The sequence below is a fragment of the Halodurantibacterium flavum genome, from assembly GCF_042681825.1.
Lineage (GTDB): Bacteria > Pseudomonadota > Alphaproteobacteria > Rhodobacterales > Rhodobacteraceae > Halodurantibacterium > Halodurantibacterium flavum.
Window position 1 is genome coordinate 69,052 of the sequence record NZ_JBHUGH010000012.1, and the last position, 19,964, is coordinate 89,015.

A 19,964-nucleotide genomic window follows, 5' to 3' on the forward strand; every position below is an offset into this window, starting at 1 on the left:
CGTGTGGCGCTTTGCCTTGCCGCCCCCGCCAGCCCGCCGTAGAAGTGCTGCAAACGCAGGGCGGCCCGGCCGAGATGTCCTTCGGCGATGTAAGGGTCAGCCCGCAGAGTGTCAACGTCGCGGGTGCCGCGGCCTCATGCAGGAGTGTCAATATGTCGAAACCCGCAAGCCTCTGGCTCGGCTCTGCCGTCGCGCTCGCGCTCGCGCTGCCGGCGATGGCCCAGGATGCGGACACGGTGGTCGCCACCGTGAACGGGACCGACATCACGCTGGGCGAGATGATCGTTCTGCGCGAACAACTACCCGAACAATATCAAAGCCTGCCGGACGAACTGCTGTTCGAGGGCATCCTCGACCAGCTGATCCAGCAGACCGCCCTTGCGCAATCGCTTGAGGGCGAGCTTTCGCGCCGCGACGAGATCGCCATCGAGAACGAGCGCCGCGCCTATATCGCAAGCGTCGTCCTGTCGCAGAGCGCCGAAGAGGCCATCAGCGACGAGGCCCTGCAGGCTGCCTATGAGGAACGTTTCGCCGGGGCTGAACCCTCGCAGGAATACAACGCCTCGCATATCCTTGTCGAAACCGAGGAAGAGGCGCAGGCGCTGCGGCAAGAGCTTGATGAAGGTGCCGATTTCGCCGAGCTCGCGCGGACCCATTCGCAGGATGGCGCGGCGCAGGGTGGCGGAGCCCTCGGGTGGTTCGGCCCCGGCATGATGGTGCAGCCCTTTGAGGACGCCGTGACGGCGCTTGAGGTCGGCGAGATCTCTGACCCGATCGAGACGCAGTTCGGCTGGCATCTCGTGCTGCTGAACGAAACCCGCCTGGCCGAGGCGCCCTCGCTCGATGAGGTGCGGTCCGAGCTTGCCGTCCAGCTTCAGAACGAGGCGGTCCAGAACCGCATCGCCGAGGCCACCGGAAATGCCGAGATCGCCCGCAATGACGAAGGGATTGACCCGGCGGTCCTTCGCGATCAGATGTTGCTCGACTGAGCCGATCGGGGGGACGGAATGACCAAAAAGGAAAAGGGCGCCAAGGCAAAGCTGAAGGCCGAGGCCAAGGGCCTTCGCAAGAAGCTCAAGGCGCTGAAGGCCGATGTCGCCGCGACCGCGCCAAAAGCTGCCAAGGGCCATTCCGTCTCGCCGCTCGCACCCGCGGCCTTTCCGCAGCTTCCGGTGATCGCGGGTGTGGAATTCGCGACCGCCGAGGCCGGTGTCCGTTATCGCAACCGGACCGATGTGATGCTTGTGCGCCTCGCACCCGGAACCGCGATTGCGGGGGCGTTTACCCGCTCGGCCACACGGGCCGCGTCGGTCCTCGATTGCCAGGCGAAGCTGCGCCGCCGTGCGCCTTCCGATGAGGGCGCTGCGATCATCGTGAATTCCGGCAATGCCAATGCCTTTACCGGCGCCGCAGGCCAATCGGCCGTCGATCAGGTCACGGCCGAGGTCGCGCGGGTTCTGGGTGTGCCGCAGAAGCGCGTTTTCTCCTCCTCGACAGGTGTGATCGGTGAACCGCTGCCCCATGACCGGATCACCGCCAAGCTGGAGGAGCTTGCAGGGGCTCTGTCGGAGGATACAATCGAGGCTGCCGCCAGGGCGATCATGACCACCGACACCTTCCCGAAAGGTGCTGCCGCCGAGATCGAGATCGACGGCCAGCCGGTGCGCATCGCGGGAATCGCCAAGGGGTCGGGCATGATTGCGCCGGACATGGCGACGATGCTCGTCTATATCTTCACCGATGCGAAAATCGCGGCCGGCCCGCTGCAAAAGATGGTCGGCCGCCTGACAGACAAGACGTTCAACTGCATCACCGTGGACAGCGACACCTCGACTTCGGACGCGATGATCGTTGCCGCAACGGGGAAAAGTGCCGCCCCGGAGATTTCCGACATGCGCTCGGGCCCGGCCAAGGCCTTTGAACGTGCCCTGCGGACGGTGATGATGGATCTTGCGCATCAGGTCGTGCGTGACGGCGAGGGCGCGACGAAATTCGTCGAGGTCAAGGTGACGGGCGCGGCAGACGCCGGGGACGCACGGCGCGTCGCCATGGCCATCGCGAACTCGCCACTCGTCAAGACGGCGATCGCGGGCGAGGATGCGAACTGGGGCCGTGTCGTGATGGCGGTCGGGAAATCGGGGGCCAAGGCCGACCGTGACCTGCTTTCGATCCGGTTCGGAAAGATCCTCGTCGCCGAAAAGGGATGGCGCGCGCCGGATTACGACGAGGCGGAGACCTCGGCCTATATGCGCGGCCAGGAACTGACGATTGCGGTCGATCTGGGGCTGGGCCGCGGGCGGGCCCAGGTCTGGACCTGCGATCTCACGCATGGATACATCGACATCAACGCCGACTATCGTTCATGAAGATCGTCCTCGTTTCGGCTGTCGCGTTGATCGACGCGGATGGCCGCGTGCTTTTGGCACAACGTCCCGAAGGCAAGTCGATGGCGGGCCTTTGGGAATTCCCCGGCGGCAAGGTTGAGCAAGGCGAGACGCCCGAGCAGGCCCTGATCCGCGAGCTGCACGAGGAACTGGGGATCGAGACCTGGTCAAGCTGCCTTGCGCCCCTGACCTTTGCCAGCCACGCCTATGCCAACTTCCACCTGCTCATGCCGGTGTTTGCCTGCCGCAAATGGGCCGGGACACCGGTTTCGAAGGAAGGTCAGGCGCTTTCCTGGGTGCGGAAGGAGCGGCTCCGTGACTTTCCGATGCCCCCCGCAGACGTCCCGATTGTTGCAGTATTGCGTGAATGGCTCTGACCCATTTCCGGCTAAACGGTCACGGGGCCTCACTTTTCGCAAAATTGTCGAAAATTAGGCGTAATTTTGTGACCTGCGCCCAAATTCCTAATGTTTTTTTATCCGATTCCCCTTAAATTCAGAGTCATGGGTAGACAAACAGGGGTCGAATCATGATCCGGACGATCAACATCGGTAGCTACATCTCGGTTCAGGGCATGTTCCTGCGCCAGCTCCCCGACGGTAAGGTTGCCGTGCGGGTTGGTGACAAGACGTTCGTCGGGACCCCGGTCGGGAACGATCAGGCGGCGTGACGAAGCTTTCGGCACCGGGTGCCAAAGCAGTCAGTATGAGTTTCAGTTGAAACAGCCGGATCGCATGACGATCCGGCTGTCTTCATTTCTATCTGCACAATCTCAGGCGAGCGTGCGCTCCACTTCCTCACGCTCGAAGATCTCGATGATGTCGCCGGGACGGATGTCGTCATAGGCCTCGAATGCCATACCGCATTCCTGCCCGGACACCACTTCCTTGACCTCGTCCTTGAAGCGCTTGAGCGTCTTGAGCGTGCCTTCGTGAATAACCACGTTGTCGCGCAGCAGCCGGACCCCGGCAGAACGGCGCGCCACGCCCTCGGTAACGAGACAGCCGGCAACCTTGCCCACGCCCGTAACCTTGAACACCTCGCGGATTTCCGCATAGCCGATGAACTTTTCGCGGATCTCGGCCGAAAGCAGGCCAGACGCCGCCGCCTTCACATCGTCCACAAGGTCGTAGATCACCGAGTAATAGCGGATCTCCACGCCCTTCTGGTTGGCCGCGTTGCGGGCCGGAGCGTTGGCACGGACGTTGAAGCCGATGACCGGGGCGCCCGACGCTTCTGCCAGACCAATATCGGACTCGGTGATCGCGCCCACGCCGTAATGCAGGACCCGGACGCGCACCTCGTCGTTTCCGACCTTTTCGAGCGCCTGGACAATCGCCTCGGCAGAGCCCTGCACATCGGCCTTCACTACCACGGGCAGTTCCGCCACGCTCTGATCCGCCTTGGCCTTGGCCATAAGCTGTTCCAGCGTGGTCGCGGCACCCGCCGCAGCACGCCGGTCCTTGGCCGCCTGCGCCCGGTAATCGGCGATCTCGCGGGCCTGCGCCTCGGTCTCGACGACGTTGAGCACGTCACCCGCCTCGGGCGTTCCGTTCAGACCCAGAACCTCGACCGGAACCGACGGTCCGGCTTCTTTCACCCGCTCACCCTGATCGTTGATGAGCGCGCGGACCTTGCCCCACTGTTCGCCCACGACAAAGATATCGCCCTGCTTCAGCGTTCCGTTCTGAACAAGGACAGTCGCTACGGGGCCACGGCCCACGTCCAGCTTTGCCTCGATCACCGCACCCATCGCGGCACGTTTCGGGTTGGCATGAAGCTCAAGGATTTCTGCCTGCAAGGCGATCGCATCCAGAAGCTCGTCCAGCCCCTTGCCGGTCAGGGCCGAAACCTCGACATCCTGCACATCGCCGGACATCTTCTCGACGACGACCTCGTGCTGAAGAAGGTCCGTCCGCACCTTGTCAGGCTGGGCCGAAGGCTTGTCGCATTTGTTGATCGCGACGATCATCGGGACTCCGGCCGCCTTGGCGTGATTGATCGCCTCGACCGTCTGCGGCATGACCGCGTCATCGGCCGCGACAACCAGCACGACGACGTCCGTCACCTGCGCACCACGGGCTCGCATCGACGTAAAGGCGGCGTGGCCCGGCGTGTCGAGGAAGGTGAGAACAGCCCCGCTCTCGGTGCGCACCTGATACGCACCGATATGCTGGGTAATCCCCCCGGCCTCGCCAGAAACGACGTTGGTCTTGCGGATCGCATCCAGAAGCGAGGTCTTGCCGTGGTCGACGTGGCCCATGATCGTGATGATCGGCGGGCGCGCAACGAGATCTTCGGGCGCATCCTTGACCGAATCGATGACCTGTTCCACATCGGCATCGGAAACGCGCACGGCGCGATGGCCGAATTCCTCGATCAGAAGCTCAGCCGTATCGGCATCGATGGTCTGGTTCATGGTGGCCATGACGCCCATCTTCATCAGCGCCTTGACCACATCCGCGACCCGTTCGGCCATGCGGTTCGCAAGTTCCTGCACCACGATGGTTTCAGGAAGCTGCACATCGCGCACCTGCTTTTCGCGCGACTGGCCGGAGCCCATCGCCTTTTGGCGCGCCCGTTCCTGCTTGCGCTTCATGGCCGCAAGGCTGCGCTGACGGCCGCCTTCGCCCGAAAGCGCCTCGTTCAGGGTCAGCTTGCCGGCACGGCGGCTTTCGTCGCCCTTGCCTTTGCCGCGGCCGTCGCGATCGGCATCGCGCTCACGCTCCACCTTGCGGGGGGCAGAGGCAGGCTTGGGCATCGAGCGTTCGGCTGCCGGCGCCTCTGGTGCGGCAGGCGTCGCATCCGCGGTCTTCTTGCGCTCGGCGCTGCGGCGGGCACGTTCGGCCTCTGCGGCCTTTTCACGCTCTTCTTCCTCGGCCTTCAGCCGCGCGCGCTCTTCCCGCTCGCGCTCTTCACGCTCCCGGGCCTCGATCTCTTCGCGTTTGCGCTGACGCTCTTCCTCGCGCTCGCGCTCTTCACGCTCGCGCCGCGCGGTATCTTCGGCCTCGCGGGCACGGGCGGCCTGAACCGCCCTCAGGCGACGCTCCATCTCGGCGTCGCTGATACCCGCGGGACGTTTGGACGGATCACCGAGATGCGGCGATGACCCCGAGGCAGCACCCGAACCCGCACCCGGCTTGGGCACGACCACGCGCTTGCGCTTGGTTTCCACCACAACAGCCTTGGTCCGGCCGTGGCTGAAGCTCTGCTTCACCTGACCTGAATTCGATCCGCGCAGCCCAAGGGGCTTCTTACCGTCTGTATCGCTCATGCGTCTTTCGTATCCTTCCCGGCGGCCCTGCCACCGATCTGCCCACGGATGCCCGAGAGCTTTCGCGCCTCGTCTACAACACGCGCCGTGAGTCCACCAGCCGCAAGCGCGGCATGTATCACATGTTCCCGTCCAAAAGCCAAACCCAATTCAGCAGCCGTGAGGCAGCCGATAAAGGTCGTATCTCCTGCATTCACAGGCTCGGGCGGGCGGAGTTTCGTCTTGCCTCGTTCCGACCCGTCACAGGCCTGGATCAGGACCTCTGCCTGGTCCTTGACCAGCCAATCCTTCACCTTTTCGAACCCGGCCACCGCCGCGCCACCCTTGCGCGCCAGCGACAAAAGGTCGACGACACGGCGTCCCAGCCCGGCCTCAAGCGCCGAGACCAGATCCCCGGTCTGCACCGGCTGGCGGGCGGCACGCGCGAAAAGGCCCTTCTTCACCGCCTTTTCCACCGCAGCTCGGTCGGCGCTGACCCAGATGCCCCGCCCCGGAAGCCGTTCCAGAAGGTCGGGAATCACCTGACCCTCCGGTCCGACCACAAAGCGGATCAGGCCCGCCTTGGGCTGGCTTTCGCCCGTCGCGATGCACCGGCGTTCCGGTTCGTCCCGGTCCTTGTCGCGTCCGCCGCGCGTCATGCTGCCTCCTGGCCTCAGGGCTCCTCGCCCTCTGCGGCCTCTTCTTCTTCGGCGGCACCTTCCAGTTCGGCCGGATCCACCCAGCCCAGAAGAACACGCGCCGTCATCACCAGATGCTGCGCCTCTTCGAGGCTCACATCGAATTTTTCCAGAACGCCCTCATCCTTGACGCGCTGGCCATTGACCGTCGTCCAGCCGCCGGCCAGTTCCCAGTCCGCGCAGGTCGCGAAATCTTCCAGCGTCTTGACGCCATCCTGGGCCAGAGCCTCGACCATCTGCGGGGTCAGTCCCTCGAACTCGATCAGGCTGTCCTCTGCGCCAAGGGCGCGCGCGGCCTCAAGCGCCTTGCGGGTCGCCTCTTCGATCTGGTCGCGCGCCCGGGCCTGAAGCTCGTTCGCGGTATCCTCGTCAAAGCCGTCGATGGAGAGGAGTTCGTCCTGATCGACATATGCGACTTCTTCGAGATTTGTGAAGCCCTCGGCCACAAGAAGTTGCGCCAGCGTCTCATCCACGTCCAGCGCATCCATGAAGAGCTGCGTGCGCTCGGCGAATTCCGCCTGACGCCGCGCGGCCTCATCGGCCTCGGTCATGATGTCGATGTCGAGACCTGTAAGCTGGCTGGCCAGGCGCACGTTCTGGCCGCGACGGCCGATGGCGAGCGAAAGCTGTTCATCCGGGACCACGACCTCGATCCGGCCCGCATCCTCGTCGATGACGACCTTCGACACCTCGGCCGGCTGCAACGCGTTCACAAGGAAGGTCGCCTGATCCTCATTCCACGGAATGATGTCGATCTTTTCGCCCTGAAGTTCGTTCACCACCGCCTGAACGCGGCTGCCGCGCATACCGACACAAGCGCCCACCGGGTCGATCGAGCCGTCATAGCTGATCACCGCGATCTTTGCCCGGCTGCCGGGGTCACGGGCCACGGCCTTGATCTCGATGACACCGTCATAGATTTCGGGCACTTCCATCTTGAAGAGTTCGGCCATGAATTCCGGCGCCGTCCGCGACAGGAAGACCTGCGGGCCGCGCGCCTCACGGCGGACATCCTTGACGAAGGCGCGGATACGGTCGTTCGGGCGATAGCTTTCGCGGCCGATCTTCTCGTTCCGGCGCAGGATCGCCTCGCCGCGGCCGATATCGACGATGATATTGCCGTATTCCTCGCGGCGGACGGTGCCGTTGATGATCGTGCCCTTGCGGTCCTTGAATTCCTCGTACTGCCGGTCGCGCTCTGCCTCGCGGACCTTCTGCAGGATCACCTGCTTGGCCGATTGCGCCGCGATACGGCCCAGATCGACCGGCGGCACCTCATCCACGATCTCGTCCCCGACCTTGGGATCGGCGAGATACTGCTTTGCCTGCTTGACGGTCAGTTCCGCCTGCATGTTCTCGACCGCGTCATCCTCGACCACCGTGCGGACCCGGGTAAAGCGCGCGCGCCCCGTCTTGCGGTCGATGCTGACGCGGATGTCCAGTTCGGAGCCATAGCGCGACTTGGCGGCCCGGGCGAGGCTTTCTTCCATCGCCTGAACGACCAGATCGGGGTCGATCATCTTTTCGCGCGCCACCGCTTCGGCGGTCTGCAGCAGTTCAAGCTGGTTGGCAGAGGTGATTGCCATGTCTCACTCCTTTTCCGAAGCGGTGTCCGATTCATCATCGGTGTCGGTTTCAATCTCGTCGAATTCGGTTTCATCGATGATGCCGGCTTCCTTGCGCTGGCGCAGCATCTCGGCAATCAGGTCGTCGGTCAGGATCAGCTTTGCATCCGAGAGCCAGTCGAACTTGAGTCCGATCACGCCCTCTTCGATCTCGATCAGTATCTCGTCGCCTTCGGTCCCGCGCAGCTCGCCCTTGAAGCGACGGCGGCCATCGATCAGCTCGGTCGTCTCGACCCGCGCCTCATACCCTTCCCAGACGTCGAAATCCTTGAGCCGCGTCAGCGGGCGGTCGATGCCGGGGCTTGAAACCTCCAGCATATAGGCGTCGTCAAGCGGGTCCTCTACGTCGAGCACGGCCGATACGGCGGTGGAAATCATGGCGCATTCGTCAACGACGATCCCCCCTTCCGGACGGTCGGCCATGATCTGCAGCACACGGGTCTTGCCGCCCTGCAGCCGGACGCGCACAAGCTCAAAACCCAACCCCTCGATGGCGGGGGTGATGATCTCGGCGAGGCGCCGGTCGATGGCGGTTTTTGCGATAAGATCGGTCATGGGTCCAAATACAAAAAAACGGGCGCGCGGCCCGTTGTCTTATCCGGTGGGCCCCGGATCATCCGAAGCGCCGCTATTGGCTGCCATATAGGGGCAAATCCCGTCGGCCGCAAGGCCGATGAATCAGATGCCCAGCGCCGGGCCCTTGTGGCGCAGCAGGTTCATGCTCCGCACGAGTTCCGCGGTGATCCCGGGCTCGGACAAGGCGTGCCCTGCCATGCCCACCAGCTTCAGATCCGCGCGGGGCCAGTTCTGCGCCAGATGCCAGGCCGCAGCGGGCGGGCAGATCATGTCATAGCGGCCCTGCACGATCGTCCCGGGAATCTCGGCGATCCGCGGCAGGTCGGCGATGATCTGGTCATCGCGATGCAGGAAGCCGGCATGGGTGAAGTAGTGATTCTCCAGCCGCGCAAAGGCTCGGGCATAGTCGCCGGGCGCCTCGCCCACCGGGCCTTCATGTTCGATCGCGGCCAATGCGTTTTCCCAGGCCGCCCAGGCGCGGGCGTGGCGCGTTTCCTCAACGGTGTCGCCGCTGAACAGCCTGCGGTGATAGGCGCCGATCAGGTCGTGACGCTCATCTTCCGGGATCAGTGAGACGAACCGAGCCCAGAGGTCGGGCCAGAACCGCCCGGCCCCGCCGCCGTAGAACCAGTCAAGCTCGGCCCGGGTCATCAGAAAGACACCCCGCAGCACCAGATGGGCGACACGGTCCGGATGAGCCTGCGCATAAAGCAGCGCAAGCGTGGCCCCCCAGCTTCCGCCAAAAACGATCCAGCGCGGGATGCCGAGCGATTCCCGGATCAGTTCGATATCGGCGACCAGATGCCAGGTGGTGTTCGCCTCGACGCTCGCATGGGGCCGCGACCGGCCGCAGCCCCGCTGGTCGAACAGGATGATCCGATAGACCGTGGGGTCGAAATAGCGGCGCATCGCGGGGCTGCATCCGCCCCCCGGCCCGCCATGCAGGACGACAACCGGAAGCCCGTCGCGCGCGCCGCATTGTTCGACATAGATGCGGTGCCCGTCGCCCACGTCCAGCACCCGCTGGTCGAACGGATCGAGCGGCGGATAGAGAAAGGCGGCGGCTGCGCGCTTTTGGCCTGCGGTTCTGTCCATGATTGTCCTATATAACGCCGGAACCCGCCCCGCCACGGGGTTTTCAAGCGAGAGACTGAAGATGACCGTGCGAACCGGCTCAACCATAGACGCGGCAGAGGTCGCCAAGTTCCAGGCCATGGCCGCCGAGTGGTGGGACCCGAACGGCAAGTTCAAGCCGCTGCACATGCTCAACCCCTGCCGGCTGGATTACATCGTGCGCCAGATCGCGGCGGAATTCGGGCGCGACCCCGGATCCGAGCGTCCCTTTGCGGGGCTGCGCATTCTCGACATCGGGTGCGGGGGCGGCCTCCTTTCGGAACCGATGGCGCGGTTGGGCGCCGATATCGTGGGCGCCGATGCGGCGGAACGCAATATCCCCGTCGCCCGCATCCATGCCGAGCAGATGGGCCTTGCCATAGACTATCGCCACACCACGGCCGAGGATCTGGCCGCCGCCGGCGAGACCTTCGATATCGTCCTGAACATGGAGGTCGTGGAACATGTGGCCAACCCGCTGACCTATCTTTCGGCCTGCCATTCGCTGTTGCGGCCGGGCGGGCTGATGATCTGCTCGACCCTGAACCGGAACCCGAAAAGCTGGCTCATGGCGATTGTCGGTGCGGAATATGTGATGCGCTGGCTGCCCAAGGGCACCCATGACTGGTCAAAGTTCATCACGCCGGACGAGCTTTATGACCTGCTCCGCCGCGCGGGGCTGGACCCGGTGGACCGCAAGGGGTTCGTGTTCAACCCCGTCACATGGTCCTGGTCGCTGTCGGATCGGGATCTGTCGGTGAATTACGTGACCGCGAGCATCCGGCGCTAATCCGCCTCCATCCGCAGTCGCAGTTCGCGCAGCACCGGAAGAACGGCGCGCACCCGTTCGGCGCCCAAGGCGCGCACCACGTCGCCAAGCACTGGCGTGATCGCCTGAAGGGCGGCGTCGCGCGCAGCACGACCCGCCGGGCTGATAGAGACGAATTTACGACGCGCATCGTCCCAGTCGGGGCGGATATGGACATGCCCCGCCTGTTCCAGCCGTGAAAGCGTGTTGGTCATCGCCCCGCGGGTGACGTGAAAGCTGCGCGCAAGCTGCGCCGGCGTCCGTTCATCGCCCACGCCCGCCAGATGGTTCAGGACGCTGAAATGCGACAGCTCCATCCCCTTGGGCATCACGCGCCCGATCAGCGTCCGGGCCAGCTGATCGGCCATGAAAAGTTCGCCGAACAGCGCCGCGGCAAGATCTTCGGTCTTGCCGTTCGTCATGCGTCCGTCCCGACGGCTGTCGCCCGGGGCGGGCAAGTCGCTGGCCGGTGCCCCATCCGCCCCGGGCGCATCGCTCAGCCCGCCAGCAGCGCGTCGAGCTTGCCGGCCCGTTCCAGCGCATGCAGATCGTCCGAGCCGCCGACATGGGTCGTGCCGATGAAGATCTGCGGCACGGTATGGCGGCCGTTTGCCCGTTGCATCATCTTTTGCCGCAGGGCCGGATCGCGCGACACGTCATGTTCGGTGAACGACACGCCTTTTTGGCGCAGCAGATGCTTGGCCGCATGACAATAGCCACAAGTGGGCGAGGTGTAGATTTCGACAGGTTGCATGGCCCATTCCCCAGGAAGCGGTAACTATAGGTATTTAGGCATTCTTCGCAACGCGGGCCAGTACCACGATGCGCACCCCTGCGGCGCCCGCCTCAAGGCAGGCCCGCGCGGCCTCGGCGAGGGTCGCGCCCGACGTCATCACATCATCGACCAGAAGAACGTTGCGGCCCTGCATCCGCACGGTGCGGCGCGGATGGGCGGTGATCGCGCCGGCAAGATTTTCGGCCCTTTCCGCACGCCCTTTGCCGTCCTGGCTGGAGGTCCGGCGGCGGCGCAGCAAAAGATCCGGGCAGTGATCGAGCCCGGCCTCCCTCGCGAGCGCCCGCGACAGAAGCGCCGACTGGTTGTAGCGCCGCCGCAAAAGCCGCGTCCAGTGAAGCGGAACCGGCGCCACCACCATGTCCGGCAGCAGGATCGGGGCCGCCGCCCGCGCCATCCACATCCCGGCGGGCCGCGCTATATTCAGCCGGTCCCCGTGTTTGAGCGCAAGGATCAGCCGCCGCCCCACCCCGCCATAGGTCATGACCGCCCGGCCGCGCGCCCAAGGCCGCGGTGTCGACAGGCAGTCGTCGCACAGCGTCGCCTGCGCCTCCTGGCCCGGCAGCTGCACGCCGCAGTGGTCGCAGCAAAGGCCCGCCACAAACGCCGTGTCGCGCCAGCACGCCCCGCAAAGTCCCGGGCCTGACCCGGGCCCCCGCGCAATATGCGCCCGGCAGGACAGGCATTCCGCCGGAAAGATCGCCTGCAGCACGCTTTGCATTTCCCCGCCCCCCGCTTACATAGCGGCAATCCTTGCCCTACAGGACCAATCCCATGTCCCGCCCGCCGCAAGCCAGCCCTGACCTGACCGACCGCCACGCGCTGGCGCTGCATCGCCGCCGCATTGCGCGGGCGCCCGAGCTCTTCCTGCACCGCGAAGCCGCGGCCGAAGTGCAGGAGAGACTGAGCGAGGTTAACAGAACGTTTACGGCACCGGCGATCGTCACCCCTTTCCCCGAGGCCTGGGATCTGCCCGGGGCGCAGGTCGTTCCCGATGACGATATCCTGGACCTGAAACCGGGGGCGCATGATCTGGTGATCCACGCGCTCTCGCTCCACTGGGCGAATGATCCCGTCGGGCAGATGGTGCAATGTCGTCGCGCGTTGCGACCAGACGGGCTGTTTCTCGCGGTGCTCTTTGGCGGGCAGACCCTGAACGAGTTGCGCCGGGCGCTGGCCGAGGCCGAGGCGCATGTGACCGGGGGCCTGTCGCCCCGCGTTCTGCCGATGGGGGAAATCCGCGATCTGGGTGCCTTGTTGCAGCGGGCGGGCTTTGCCCTTCCGGTCGCGGACAGCGCGACGACCGTCGTGACCTATGCCGATCCGCTGCGGCTGATGCGGGACCTGCGCGCGATGGGCGAATCGAACGCCCTCGGCGCCCGCCTGCGCCACCCGACCCGACGCGCCGTGATGCTGGAGGCCATACGCCGCTATGCCGAACATTTTCCGGCAGCCGACGACCCCACCCGCATCCGCGCCACGTTCGAGATGATCTATCTGACCGGCTGGGCCCCGCATGAGGGGCAGCAGAAACCGCTCCGCCCCGGATCGGCCATCACGCGCCTTGCGGATGCGCTGGGAAAAGACACGCCATGAACGGCCCGTGCCGCGACGATGCGCAGCATTTGAACGGCGGCGGAAACCGTCTATGTCAGCGCCACACGAGGCCAGACGGACAGGGCCAGAGGGATAACGATGCTCGACGCAAAGACAACCGACGCTGCGCATAAGATGAAACCCGGCGAGGGGCGGCTGGCCCATGCCGCGCCTGACCACCCGCCGGTGCCCCGCGCCCGGATCGGGCTTCTGCTCGCCAATCTCGGGACGCCGGACAATTACGACTACTGGTCGATGCGGCGGTACCTGAACGAGTTCCTCTCGGACCGCCGGGTGATCGATTACTCGCCGCTCTTCTGGCAGCCGCTCCTGCAGCTTGTGATCCTGACCAAGCGGCCGTTCACATCCGGCGCGAACTACAAATCGATCTGGAACCACGACAAGGGCGAAAGCCCCTTGATGACGATCACCAAGGAGCAGACGGCCAAGATCGCGGCGCGGATGCAGGAACGGTTCGGCGACGACGTGATCGTCGATTTCTGCATGCGCTACGGCAATCCGTCGACCGAGTCCAAGGTGCGGTCGCTGGTCGAGCAGGGATGTGAAAAGATCCTGTTCTTCCCGCTTTACCCGCAATATGCGGGCGCGACGACCGCCACCGCGAATGACCAGTTCTTCCGCGCGCTGATGAAGGAAAAGTGGCAGCCCGCGGCCCGCACCGTCCCCGCCTATTTCGAGCATCCGCTCTATGTTGAGGCGCTTGCGGAATCGGTGAGCCGGGTCTGGGACGCGATGGACGAAAAGCCGGAGCTTCTGGTGACCTCCTATCACGGGGTTCCGAAACGCTATCTGCTGGAAGGCGATCCCTATCACTGCCAGTGCCAGAAGACCTCGCGCCTGTTGCGCGAACGGCTGGGCTGGGAAAAGGGCAAGGTGGTGACCACCTTCCAGTCGCGCTTTGGCTCCGAGGAATGGCTGAAGCCCTACACCGTGGAAGAGGTCGCGCGCCTCGCCGAAAGCGGCATCAAGCGGATCGCCGTCGTGGCCCCCGCCTTTTCCGCCGACTGCATCGAGACGCTGGAAGAGATCAACGAGGAAATCCGCGAAAGCTTTGAGCACGCCGGCGGAGAGCAGTTCACCTATATCCCCTGCCTTAATGCCGATGACGCGCATATCACCGCACTGGAAGCGGTGGTCCTGGACAACCTGCGCGGCTGGATCGAATGAAAAAGGGCGGCCCAAGGGCCGCCCGCCGTGCCGGACTGTCGCGGTCTCAGATCAGCAGAACCTGCGTGCCGACGCGGGTCAGGCCGTAAAGCTCGGCGATATGTTCGTTGAAAAGACCGACACAGCCATTCGACGACCGGCGCCCGATCTTGCGCGTGTCATGCGTCCCGTGGATGCGGTAATACTGCCACGAGAGATAGAGCGCGTGCGTCCCCAGCGGGTTGTCCGGGCCGGGGCCGACGAAATCCGGCCATTCAGGGTTGCGCTGCTTCATTGCGGGGGTCGGCGCCCAGGACGGGCCTTCGACCTTGCGGATCACTTCGGTGCGGCCGCGACGGGTCAGGTCCTCGCTGACCGGAACGCTGGTGGGGAACAGGCGATAGACGCTCTGATCCTCGGACCAGTAATGCAGCGCGCGCGAATCGAGATCGACCAGAACGGCGCCGTTGCGCAGGTTGTCGAAATAGGGGCGCCAGTCCAGCGTGCGGAAGCTGGAGATGTTACGCTGCACGTTGGTGGACAGCGACCGTTCCATCTCGGTCGAATTGTCCATCTGCTGCGCCCATGCGGGCATCGCTGCCGCCGCCAGGGCGGCAACACCGGCGCCTACGAACACCCGCCGGTTGATGTTATGAGAGCCCTCGCCACTCATTCCCACTGCTCCTAGAAAGATCACATATTTGTGAAGGCCACGTCGTTGAACCCGGTCGTCCCTTCAGAAGTAGATGCTTCGGCAGATCGCGACAAATCAAACCCTTGTCAACTGTTTCTCTTCCGGGCAGTTGAAATTGAACATCTTCGGCCAAGTCTGTATGGCTCGGCTGGCAAATACATCTGGATGGCAGGAACATGGTTCGTCTGACTGGCCTCATTCTCGTCGCTGCAATGGGCCTTGCGGCTTGTGGTGGCGGTACGGAAATTACCCAACTCGGCCCCGATGGCCGCCCGATCCAGCGCATCTATGACGTGCGCAGCGCGAATGCCGGAGAGATCCAGTACCGGATGCTCGATGCGGTGAACACCTATCGCCAGGCCGGAAACCGCCCGCCGCTGGCGCTGAACGCGCAGCTCAACGCGGCCGCCGCAACGCATTCGCGCGACATGTCGGTTCAGAATCGCCCCTGGCATTTCGGGTCCGACGGATCGTCGCCGGTCGACCGCGTGCGCCGCGCGGGCTATCCGGGGTCGGTCCAGGGCGAGGCGATCTCGGAAACCTATGAGAACGAGCTTGAGACGCTGGCCGCCTGGATGGCCGAACCCCTGACGCGCAACGTCATCATGGACCCGGTCGCGCGGGAAATGGGGTTTGCCTGGTATCAGGAACCGTCGGGCAAGATCTGGTGGACGCTGACCACCGGCCGGTAATACCGAAACGGGGCGCCACTGGCGCCCCGTCTGATTTACGGCCTGATGACCCGCTTACGGTCCCATTCAGGGCACGATGGTGATCGGCGTCCCTGTTCTCACCATCGTCCAGATCTCCTCCATCTCCCGGTCCGTCACGGCGATGCAGCCTGCGGTCCAGTCGCGCCTCCCGCCATCCTTGCCGGCGCGCCCGTGGATGAAGATGTTTCCACCCGGCGACCGCCCCACCTGCTTGGCAAAGGCGTGATCGACCGGATTCGGATAGGAGATCCCGATCGACAGGTGATAGGCGCTGTTGGGATTGCGGCGGTCGATGTAATAGGTCCCCTCGGGTGTGCGGCCGTCGCCCTCGAACTGCTTGTGCCCGACCGGTGAAAACCCGAGGTCGATGTCATACATCTTGATGACCTGGTTGCCGTGCAACAGCATCATCCGCCGGTTCGTTTTCTCGACATAGATGTGGGTGATTTCCGGCCCGGTATAGACAGCCGGCGGTCTTTTACCGCAGGCCGCCACCAGGGCCGTAAGTAGAATAAGCCCGATAACGCCAAATATGCGCATTGTTTTTCTGCCTGCCCCTCTGGGATTTTTTCCGAAGATACAGAAGAATCGGGGGCTGTGGCCAGAACTTATTGGCGAAAATCAGCCGATACGCTCCGGACGGGCGTCCGCTGCACCCGCGCCCTGCTGTTCGGCCAGTCGCGCCTCGATCGCGGCAAGCCGGGCCAGAACCTCATCCCGGTAGGCATCGGTGCGCTGCGTTTCCTCTTCCTGATGGGCGTCCTGCATCGAGTTGACGATGAGACCGACCAGCAGGTTCACCACCGCGAAGGTGGTGATCATTATGAAGGGGACAAAGAACAGCCAGGCATAGCCATACTGGTCCATCACCGGCCGCACGATGCCCATGGACCAGCTTTCCAGCGTCATGATCTGAAAGAGCGTATAGGCCGAGGCGCCGATCGAGCCGAACCATTCGGGGAAGGATGCGGCAAAGAGCTTGGTCGCCATCACGGCGCCGATGTAAAAGATCAGCGCCATCAGCAGAAAGACCGATCCCATTCCCGGCAGTGCCGTGATGAACCCCTCGACCACCCGGCGCAGGCGGGGGGCCGCGGAAATGACGCGCAGCACCCGCAGGATGCGCAAGGCGCGCAGGACGCTGAAGGTCTGCGCCCCAGGCACAAGCGAGATGCCGACGATCAGGAAATCGAAGATGTTCCAGGGCGACCGGAAGAACCGCAGCCGGAACGCAAAAAGCTTCAGCCCGATCTCGGCCACGAATATCGCAAGGCAGGCAAGATCCAGCGCGATGATCAGCCAGCCGATCTGCGTCATCACCGTGCCCGAGGTTTCCAGCCCCAGCAGGATCGCGTTGAAGACAATCACCCCGATGATCGCGTTGCGCACCCATGGCTGATCCAGCCAGATCTCGACCTGTTGACGCATCGTCCGCCCCTCTTTGTCAGTTTCGGGCGATATGGCCTTTCGCAAACCGGGCTGCAAGTTCCACATGGGGCGACCAGCGGAACTGATCGACGACCTGCACCCATTCGAGGCGATAGCCCCCGTCGATGAGCAGCCGCGCATCGCGGGCAAAGGTGACCGGGTTGCAGGACACGGCCGCGATCACCGGAACATCGCCTTGCGCAAGCGCGGCCATCTGTGCCTCGGCGCCCGCGCGGGGCGGGTCGATCACCACGGCGTCGAACCCCGTAAGCTCGGCCCCCGACAACGGCCTGCGGAACAGGTCGCGCGCCTCGGTCGTGACCCGGCGCAGCCCCTGCGCCTGCCGCCAGCCCTGTTCAAGCGCCCCGGTCATCGCCGCGCCACCTTCCACCGCGTGGATCTCGGCCCGCTCGGCGAGCGGGAGGGCGAAGGTTCCGCATCCCGCGAAAAGATCGGCGATCCGGCGCGCCTCGCCCACCGCGTCGCGAACCGCTGCAAGCAAGGCGGCCTCGCCCTCGGCCGTCGCCTGCAGGAAGGCGCCCGGGGGCGGCACGACCAGGGCCTTCCCCATCCCTTGCGCGGGCGGCTGGCGCAGGGCGATGACCTCATCGTCCCAGGCAAGGCGGGCGAGGCCTGTGCCCTCGGCCAGTGCGGCAAGATCGGCGCGCAGGGGCGCGTCGAGCGGCTTGCCCCCGCGCACCGCCACATCGGCGCCAAAATCGGACCGGGTGACGACCAGCGTCAGTTCCCCCTTGCGAGAGGCGCCAAGCATCACGATCCGTTCCAGAACCGGAAGCAGTGTCATCAGATCCGGATGCAGCAGGTGGCAGTCCGGGATCGGCACCACCGTGTCAGAGGCACGGCCATGCAGCCCGACGATCACGCCCTTCTTTGTCCGCCGCCCGGCCAGCGCCGCCCGGCGCCGCGATTGCGGCGGAGAGGTCCGGATGGGGCGGAACGGGGCCTCCAGCCCCTGTGCCGCCAGCGCCGCCACGACCACATCCTGCTTCCACGCCGCGACGAACGGGTCCGAGGCATGTTGCAGCAGACAGCCGCCGCAGGCACGGAAATGCGGGCAGGGCGCACGCACCCGATCGGGCGAGGGCGTCAGGATCTTCGGCGCGGCCATGCGGCCTGCCGCCACCTCGCCCTCGACCTCTTCGCCCGGCAGCGCCAGCGGCACAAGGACCGGTCCGTCCGCCGTTACCGCGATCCCGTCGCCCCGATGGCCCAACCGGGCAATCGTCACCTTCATTCCGCGGCCTCACCCAGGAAACCGCCCGACTGCCGTTCCCAATAGCGGGCATAGGTGCCGCCCCGTTCCAGGAGGGCGTCATGCGTCCCCTCTTCGACGATCCGGCCATCCTCCAGCACGATGATCCGGTCCATCGCCGATATCGTGGACAGCCGGTGCGCGATGGCCAGAACCGTCTTGCCCTCCATCACCCGCAACAGCGCGTCCTGGATCGACGCCTCGACCTCGCTGTCGAGCGCCGATGTCGCCTCGTCCAGCACAAGGATCGGCGCGTCCTTGAGGAAGGCCCGCGCAAGCGCGATCCGTTGCCGCTGCCCGCCCGAAAGCTTTACCCCCCGCTCGCCCAGATGCGCGTCATATCCGCGACGCCCCGCATGATCGACCATCGCCATGATGAAATCATGCGCCTCGGCCTTTTCTGCGGCGGCGATCACATCCTCCATCGAAGCACCGGGTCGCCCGTAAAGGATGTTGTCCCGGGCGGACCGGTTGAACATCGCGGTTTCCTGCGTGACCATGCCGATCTGACGCCGCAGGCTTTCCTGCGTGATCTTCCGCACGTCATGACCATCCAGCAGGACCCGCCCCGTCTCGGTTTCGTAAAGCCGGAGCAGCAACGCGACCAGCGTCGATTTGCCCGCGCCCGAGGCGCCGACGATGCCGATCTTCTCGCCCGGCCGCACGGTCAGGTCGATGTCGCGCACCCCGCCGGCGCCGGTGCCGTAGGCAAAGCTTACGTGGTCGAACCGCACCTCGCCCCGCAGCGGCGGCAGATCCTGCGCATCGGGCGCGTCGGTCAGCGCATGGGGCGGCGTGAGGGTACGGATGCCGTCCTCGACCTCGCCCACATTCCCGTAGATCGCCATGAGCGTAAAGCTCACCCAGCCGGTCATCTGCGCGATGCGGATCGAGATCGCGCCCGTCGCCGCGATATCCCCCGCCGTCGCCACCCCGAGCGACCAGAGCCAGAGCGTCCCGCCGATCAGCAGGACCGGCAGGATGCCGGCGACCGTCATCAGCGTCAGGCGGAAGGTGGCGGAGACGACCCCGAATTCCAGGCTGCGTTCCCGGAATACCGCCATCGCCGACAGCGCCTCGCGGTCCTCATGATCCGTGTGCGCGAACAGCTTGACGGTCTTGATGTTGGTGATCGTATCGACCACCTGCCCCGAGACCATCGCCCGTGCCCCGGCGCGCTTGGCCGAGTACTTCCGCACCCTCGGGATGAAGTAACGGATCAAACCGAAATAGATCACGAGCCAGACCGCCAGCGCCACCGCGACCCGCGCGTCGATCGCCAGCAGAAAGACCGCCGATCCGACCAGCGAGGCCAGCGCGAAGGCCACAACGTTGATGCATTCGGACGCGACATCGGTCACGGCCCGCGCCGTCTGCATCTGCTTTTGCGCGATCCGACCGGCAAAGTCGTTGTCAAAGAACGTGACCGCCTGCCCCATGGTCCAGCGATGTATCCGCGACAGGACCAGCGGCGTCACGTTCGGCACCACCACGACAGAGTTCGCCGCCGAAGAGGCCGCAAAGATCAGCGGGCGCAGCAGCACAAAGAAAAGCAAGGCCCCCAGAAGCAACGCCGCATTCTGGGCAAAGAATCCCTCGGGGCCAGAGGCGAGCGCAAGGTCGATCACCCGCCCGAGGAGCAGCGCCGACACGACCTCCATCACCCCCGCCAGCGCCGATATCAGCCCCGCCCCGATCAGCACCGGCCAGGATCCCGAAAGGCACCAGTAGAAAAAGGCGCCAAGGCTGCGGGGCGGCGCCCCCTCGGCGGGTTTGAAGGCGTCGATCAGGTCAAGCCACCGCGCAATTCTCATCCCGCCATCCTCATCGTGCCGCCCCTCAT

The 19,964-nt window shown here is 64.9% G+C and carries 21 protein-coding genes; 8 read left to right on the forward strand and 13 right to left on the reverse strand.

Annotation, left to right across the window (positions count from 1 at the left end; translation table 11 throughout):
• Window positions 1-152: 152 nt before the first annotated feature.
• The 4 genes from ACFSGJ_RS15285 (at window position 153) to ACFSGJ_RS15300 (ending at window position 3,054) form a co-directional block, all read left to right on the forward strand.
• Window positions 153-989: a peptidylprolyl isomerase gene (locus ACFSGJ_RS15285; RefSeq protein ID WP_390263652.1), complete on the forward strand. Its 837-nt coding sequence runs from the start codon at window positions 153-155 to the stop codon at window positions 987-989.
• An 18-nt stretch (window positions 990-1,007) separates the two neighbouring features.
• Window positions 1,008-2,366, forward strand: coding sequence for a bifunctional glutamate N-acetyltransferase/amino-acid acetyltransferase ArgJ (argJ, locus tag ACFSGJ_RS15290; RefSeq protein ID WP_390263655.1), 1,359 nt, complete (start codon window positions 1,008-1,010; stop codon window positions 2,364-2,366).
• The gene (mutT, locus tag ACFSGJ_RS15295) at window positions 2,363-2,761 is read left to right on the forward strand and encodes an 8-oxo-dGTP diphosphatase MutT (RefSeq protein ID WP_390263658.1); all 399 of its coding nucleotides are present in this window, start codon (window positions 2,363-2,365) and stop codon (window positions 2,759-2,761) included. Before argJ ends, mutT begins: the two co-directional genes overlap by 4 nt.
• Window positions 2,762-2,913: 152 nt before the next feature.
• The gene (locus ACFSGJ_RS15300; RefSeq protein ID WP_390263661.1) at window positions 2,914-3,054 is read left to right on the forward strand and encodes a hypothetical protein; all 141 of its coding nucleotides are present in this window, start codon (window positions 2,914-2,916) and stop codon (window positions 3,052-3,054) included.
• Between the two features lie 102 nt (window positions 3,055-3,156).
• Here the strand turns inward: ACFSGJ_RS15300 and infB are convergent, their stop codons facing one another.
• From infB to pip, 5 genes are all read right to left on the reverse strand, one after another.
• Window positions 3,157-5,658 (reverse strand): translation initiation factor IF-2, encoded by a 2,502-nt coding sequence (gene infB / locus ACFSGJ_RS15305; RefSeq protein WP_390263664.1) that lies wholly within the window; start codon window positions 5,656-5,658, stop codon window positions 3,157-3,159.
• Window positions 5,655-6,296: an RNA-binding protein gene (locus tag ACFSGJ_RS15310; protein ID WP_390263667.1), complete on the reverse strand. Its 642-nt coding sequence runs from the start codon at window positions 6,294-6,296 to the stop codon at window positions 5,655-5,657. The genes infB and ACFSGJ_RS15310 overlap by 4 nt, the downstream gene beginning before the upstream one ends.
• A gap of 14 nt (window positions 6,297-6,310) precedes the next feature.
• Window positions 6,311-7,921, reverse strand: a complete 1,611-nt coding sequence (gene nusA, locus ACFSGJ_RS15315; RefSeq protein ID WP_390263669.1) for a transcription termination factor NusA — start codon at window positions 7,919-7,921, stop codon at window positions 6,311-6,313.
• Window positions 7,922-7,924: 3 nt separating this feature from the next.
• Window positions 7,925-8,515 (reverse strand): ribosome maturation factor RimP, encoded by a 591-nt coding sequence (gene rimP / locus ACFSGJ_RS15320; protein WP_390263672.1) that lies wholly within the window; start codon window positions 8,513-8,515, stop codon window positions 7,925-7,927.
• A gap of 123 nt (window positions 8,516-8,638) precedes the next feature.
• The gene (gene pip / locus ACFSGJ_RS15325) at window positions 8,639-9,631 is read right to left on the reverse strand and encodes a prolyl aminopeptidase (RefSeq protein WP_390263675.1); all 993 of its coding nucleotides are present in this window, start codon (window positions 9,629-9,631) and stop codon (window positions 8,639-8,641) included.
• 67 nt (window positions 9,632-9,698) lie between these two features.
• On the opposite strand from pip, the gene ubiG reads away from it, so the two are divergent.
• Window positions 9,699-10,439: a bifunctional 2-polyprenyl-6-hydroxyphenol methylase/3-demethylubiquinol 3-O-methyltransferase UbiG gene (gene ubiG, locus ACFSGJ_RS15330; protein ID WP_390264181.1), complete on the forward strand. Its 741-nt coding sequence runs from the start codon at window positions 9,699-9,701 to the stop codon at window positions 10,437-10,439.
• Here ubiG and ACFSGJ_RS15335 read toward each other — a convergent pair.
• From ACFSGJ_RS15335 to ACFSGJ_RS15345, 3 genes are all read right to left on the reverse strand, one after another.
• Complete coding sequence (locus tag ACFSGJ_RS15335; RefSeq protein WP_390263677.1) at window positions 10,436-10,879, reverse strand: MarR family winged helix-turn-helix transcriptional regulator; 444 nt, start codon at window positions 10,877-10,879, stop codon at window positions 10,436-10,438. The two genes, ubiG and ACFSGJ_RS15335, sit on opposite strands and share 4 nt — an antisense overlap.
• A 74-nt stretch (window positions 10,880-10,953) precedes the next feature.
• The gene (gene grxC / locus ACFSGJ_RS15340; protein ID WP_390263680.1) at window positions 10,954-11,211 is read right to left on the reverse strand and encodes a glutaredoxin 3; all 258 of its coding nucleotides are present in this window, start codon (window positions 11,209-11,211) and stop codon (window positions 10,954-10,956) included.
• A 34-nt stretch (window positions 11,212-11,245) separates the two neighbouring features.
• Complete coding sequence (locus ACFSGJ_RS15345; protein ID WP_390263683.1) at window positions 11,246-11,971, reverse strand: ComF family protein; 726 nt, start codon at window positions 11,969-11,971, stop codon at window positions 11,246-11,248.
• Between the two features lie 53 nt (window positions 11,972-12,024).
• Here ACFSGJ_RS15345 and ACFSGJ_RS15350 point away from each other — a divergent pair, with 53 nt between their 5' ends.
• Together ACFSGJ_RS15350 and hemH are read left to right on the forward strand one after the other, a co-directional pair.
• The gene (locus ACFSGJ_RS15350) at window positions 12,025-12,846 is read left to right on the forward strand and encodes a methyltransferase domain-containing protein (RefSeq protein ID WP_390263685.1); all 822 of its coding nucleotides are present in this window, start codon (window positions 12,025-12,027) and stop codon (window positions 12,844-12,846) included.
• A gap of 99 nt (window positions 12,847-12,945) precedes the next feature.
• Window positions 12,946-14,034, forward strand: coding sequence for a ferrochelatase (gene hemH / locus ACFSGJ_RS15355; protein ID WP_390263688.1), 1,089 nt, complete (start codon window positions 12,946-12,948; stop codon window positions 14,032-14,034).
• Window positions 14,035-14,080: 46 nt separating this feature from the next.
• Here hemH and ACFSGJ_RS15360 read toward each other — a convergent pair whose 3' ends face one another.
• The gene (locus ACFSGJ_RS15360) at window positions 14,081-14,686 is read right to left on the reverse strand and encodes a L,D-transpeptidase (RefSeq protein WP_390263691.1); all 606 of its coding nucleotides are present in this window, start codon (window positions 14,684-14,686) and stop codon (window positions 14,081-14,083) included.
• A 197-nt stretch (window positions 14,687-14,883) separates the two neighbouring features.
• Between ACFSGJ_RS15360 and dalA the strand changes: the two genes are divergently transcribed.
• Window positions 14,884-15,399 carry a divisome-associated lipoprotein DalA gene (gene dalA / locus ACFSGJ_RS15365; RefSeq protein ID WP_390263694.1) on the forward strand — a complete coding sequence of 172 codons (516 nt, stop codon included), beginning with the start codon at window positions 14,884-14,886 and terminating at the stop codon, window positions 15,397-15,399.
• Window positions 15,400-15,465: 66 nt separating this feature from the next.
• Here the strand turns inward: dalA and ACFSGJ_RS15370 are convergent, their stop codons facing one another.
• The 4 genes from ACFSGJ_RS15370 to ACFSGJ_RS15385 form a co-directional block, all read right to left on the reverse strand.
• On the reverse strand, window positions 15,466-15,960 hold the full coding sequence (locus ACFSGJ_RS15370; RefSeq protein ID WP_390263697.1) for a L,D-transpeptidase family protein: 495 nt from the start codon (window positions 15,958-15,960) through the stop codon (window positions 15,466-15,468).
• Window positions 15,961-16,041: 81 nt separating this feature from the next.
• Window positions 16,042-16,848: an ion transporter gene (locus tag ACFSGJ_RS15375; RefSeq protein ID WP_390263699.1), complete on the reverse strand. Its 807-nt coding sequence runs from the start codon at window positions 16,846-16,848 to the stop codon at window positions 16,042-16,044.
• 16 nt (window positions 16,849-16,864) lie between these two features.
• A complete protein-coding gene (locus tag ACFSGJ_RS15380) occupies window positions 16,865-18,103 on the reverse strand; it encodes a class I SAM-dependent RNA methyltransferase (RefSeq protein ID WP_390263701.1) in 1,239 nt (412 codons plus the stop codon).
• Window positions 18,100-19,935 carry an ABC transporter ATP-binding protein gene (locus tag ACFSGJ_RS15385; protein WP_390263704.1) on the reverse strand — a complete coding sequence of 612 codons (1,836 nt, stop codon included), beginning with the start codon at window positions 19,933-19,935 and terminating at the stop codon, window positions 18,100-18,102. Before ACFSGJ_RS15385 ends, ACFSGJ_RS15380 begins: the two co-directional genes overlap by 4 nt.
• Between the last annotated feature and the right edge of the window lie 29 nt (window positions 19,936-19,964).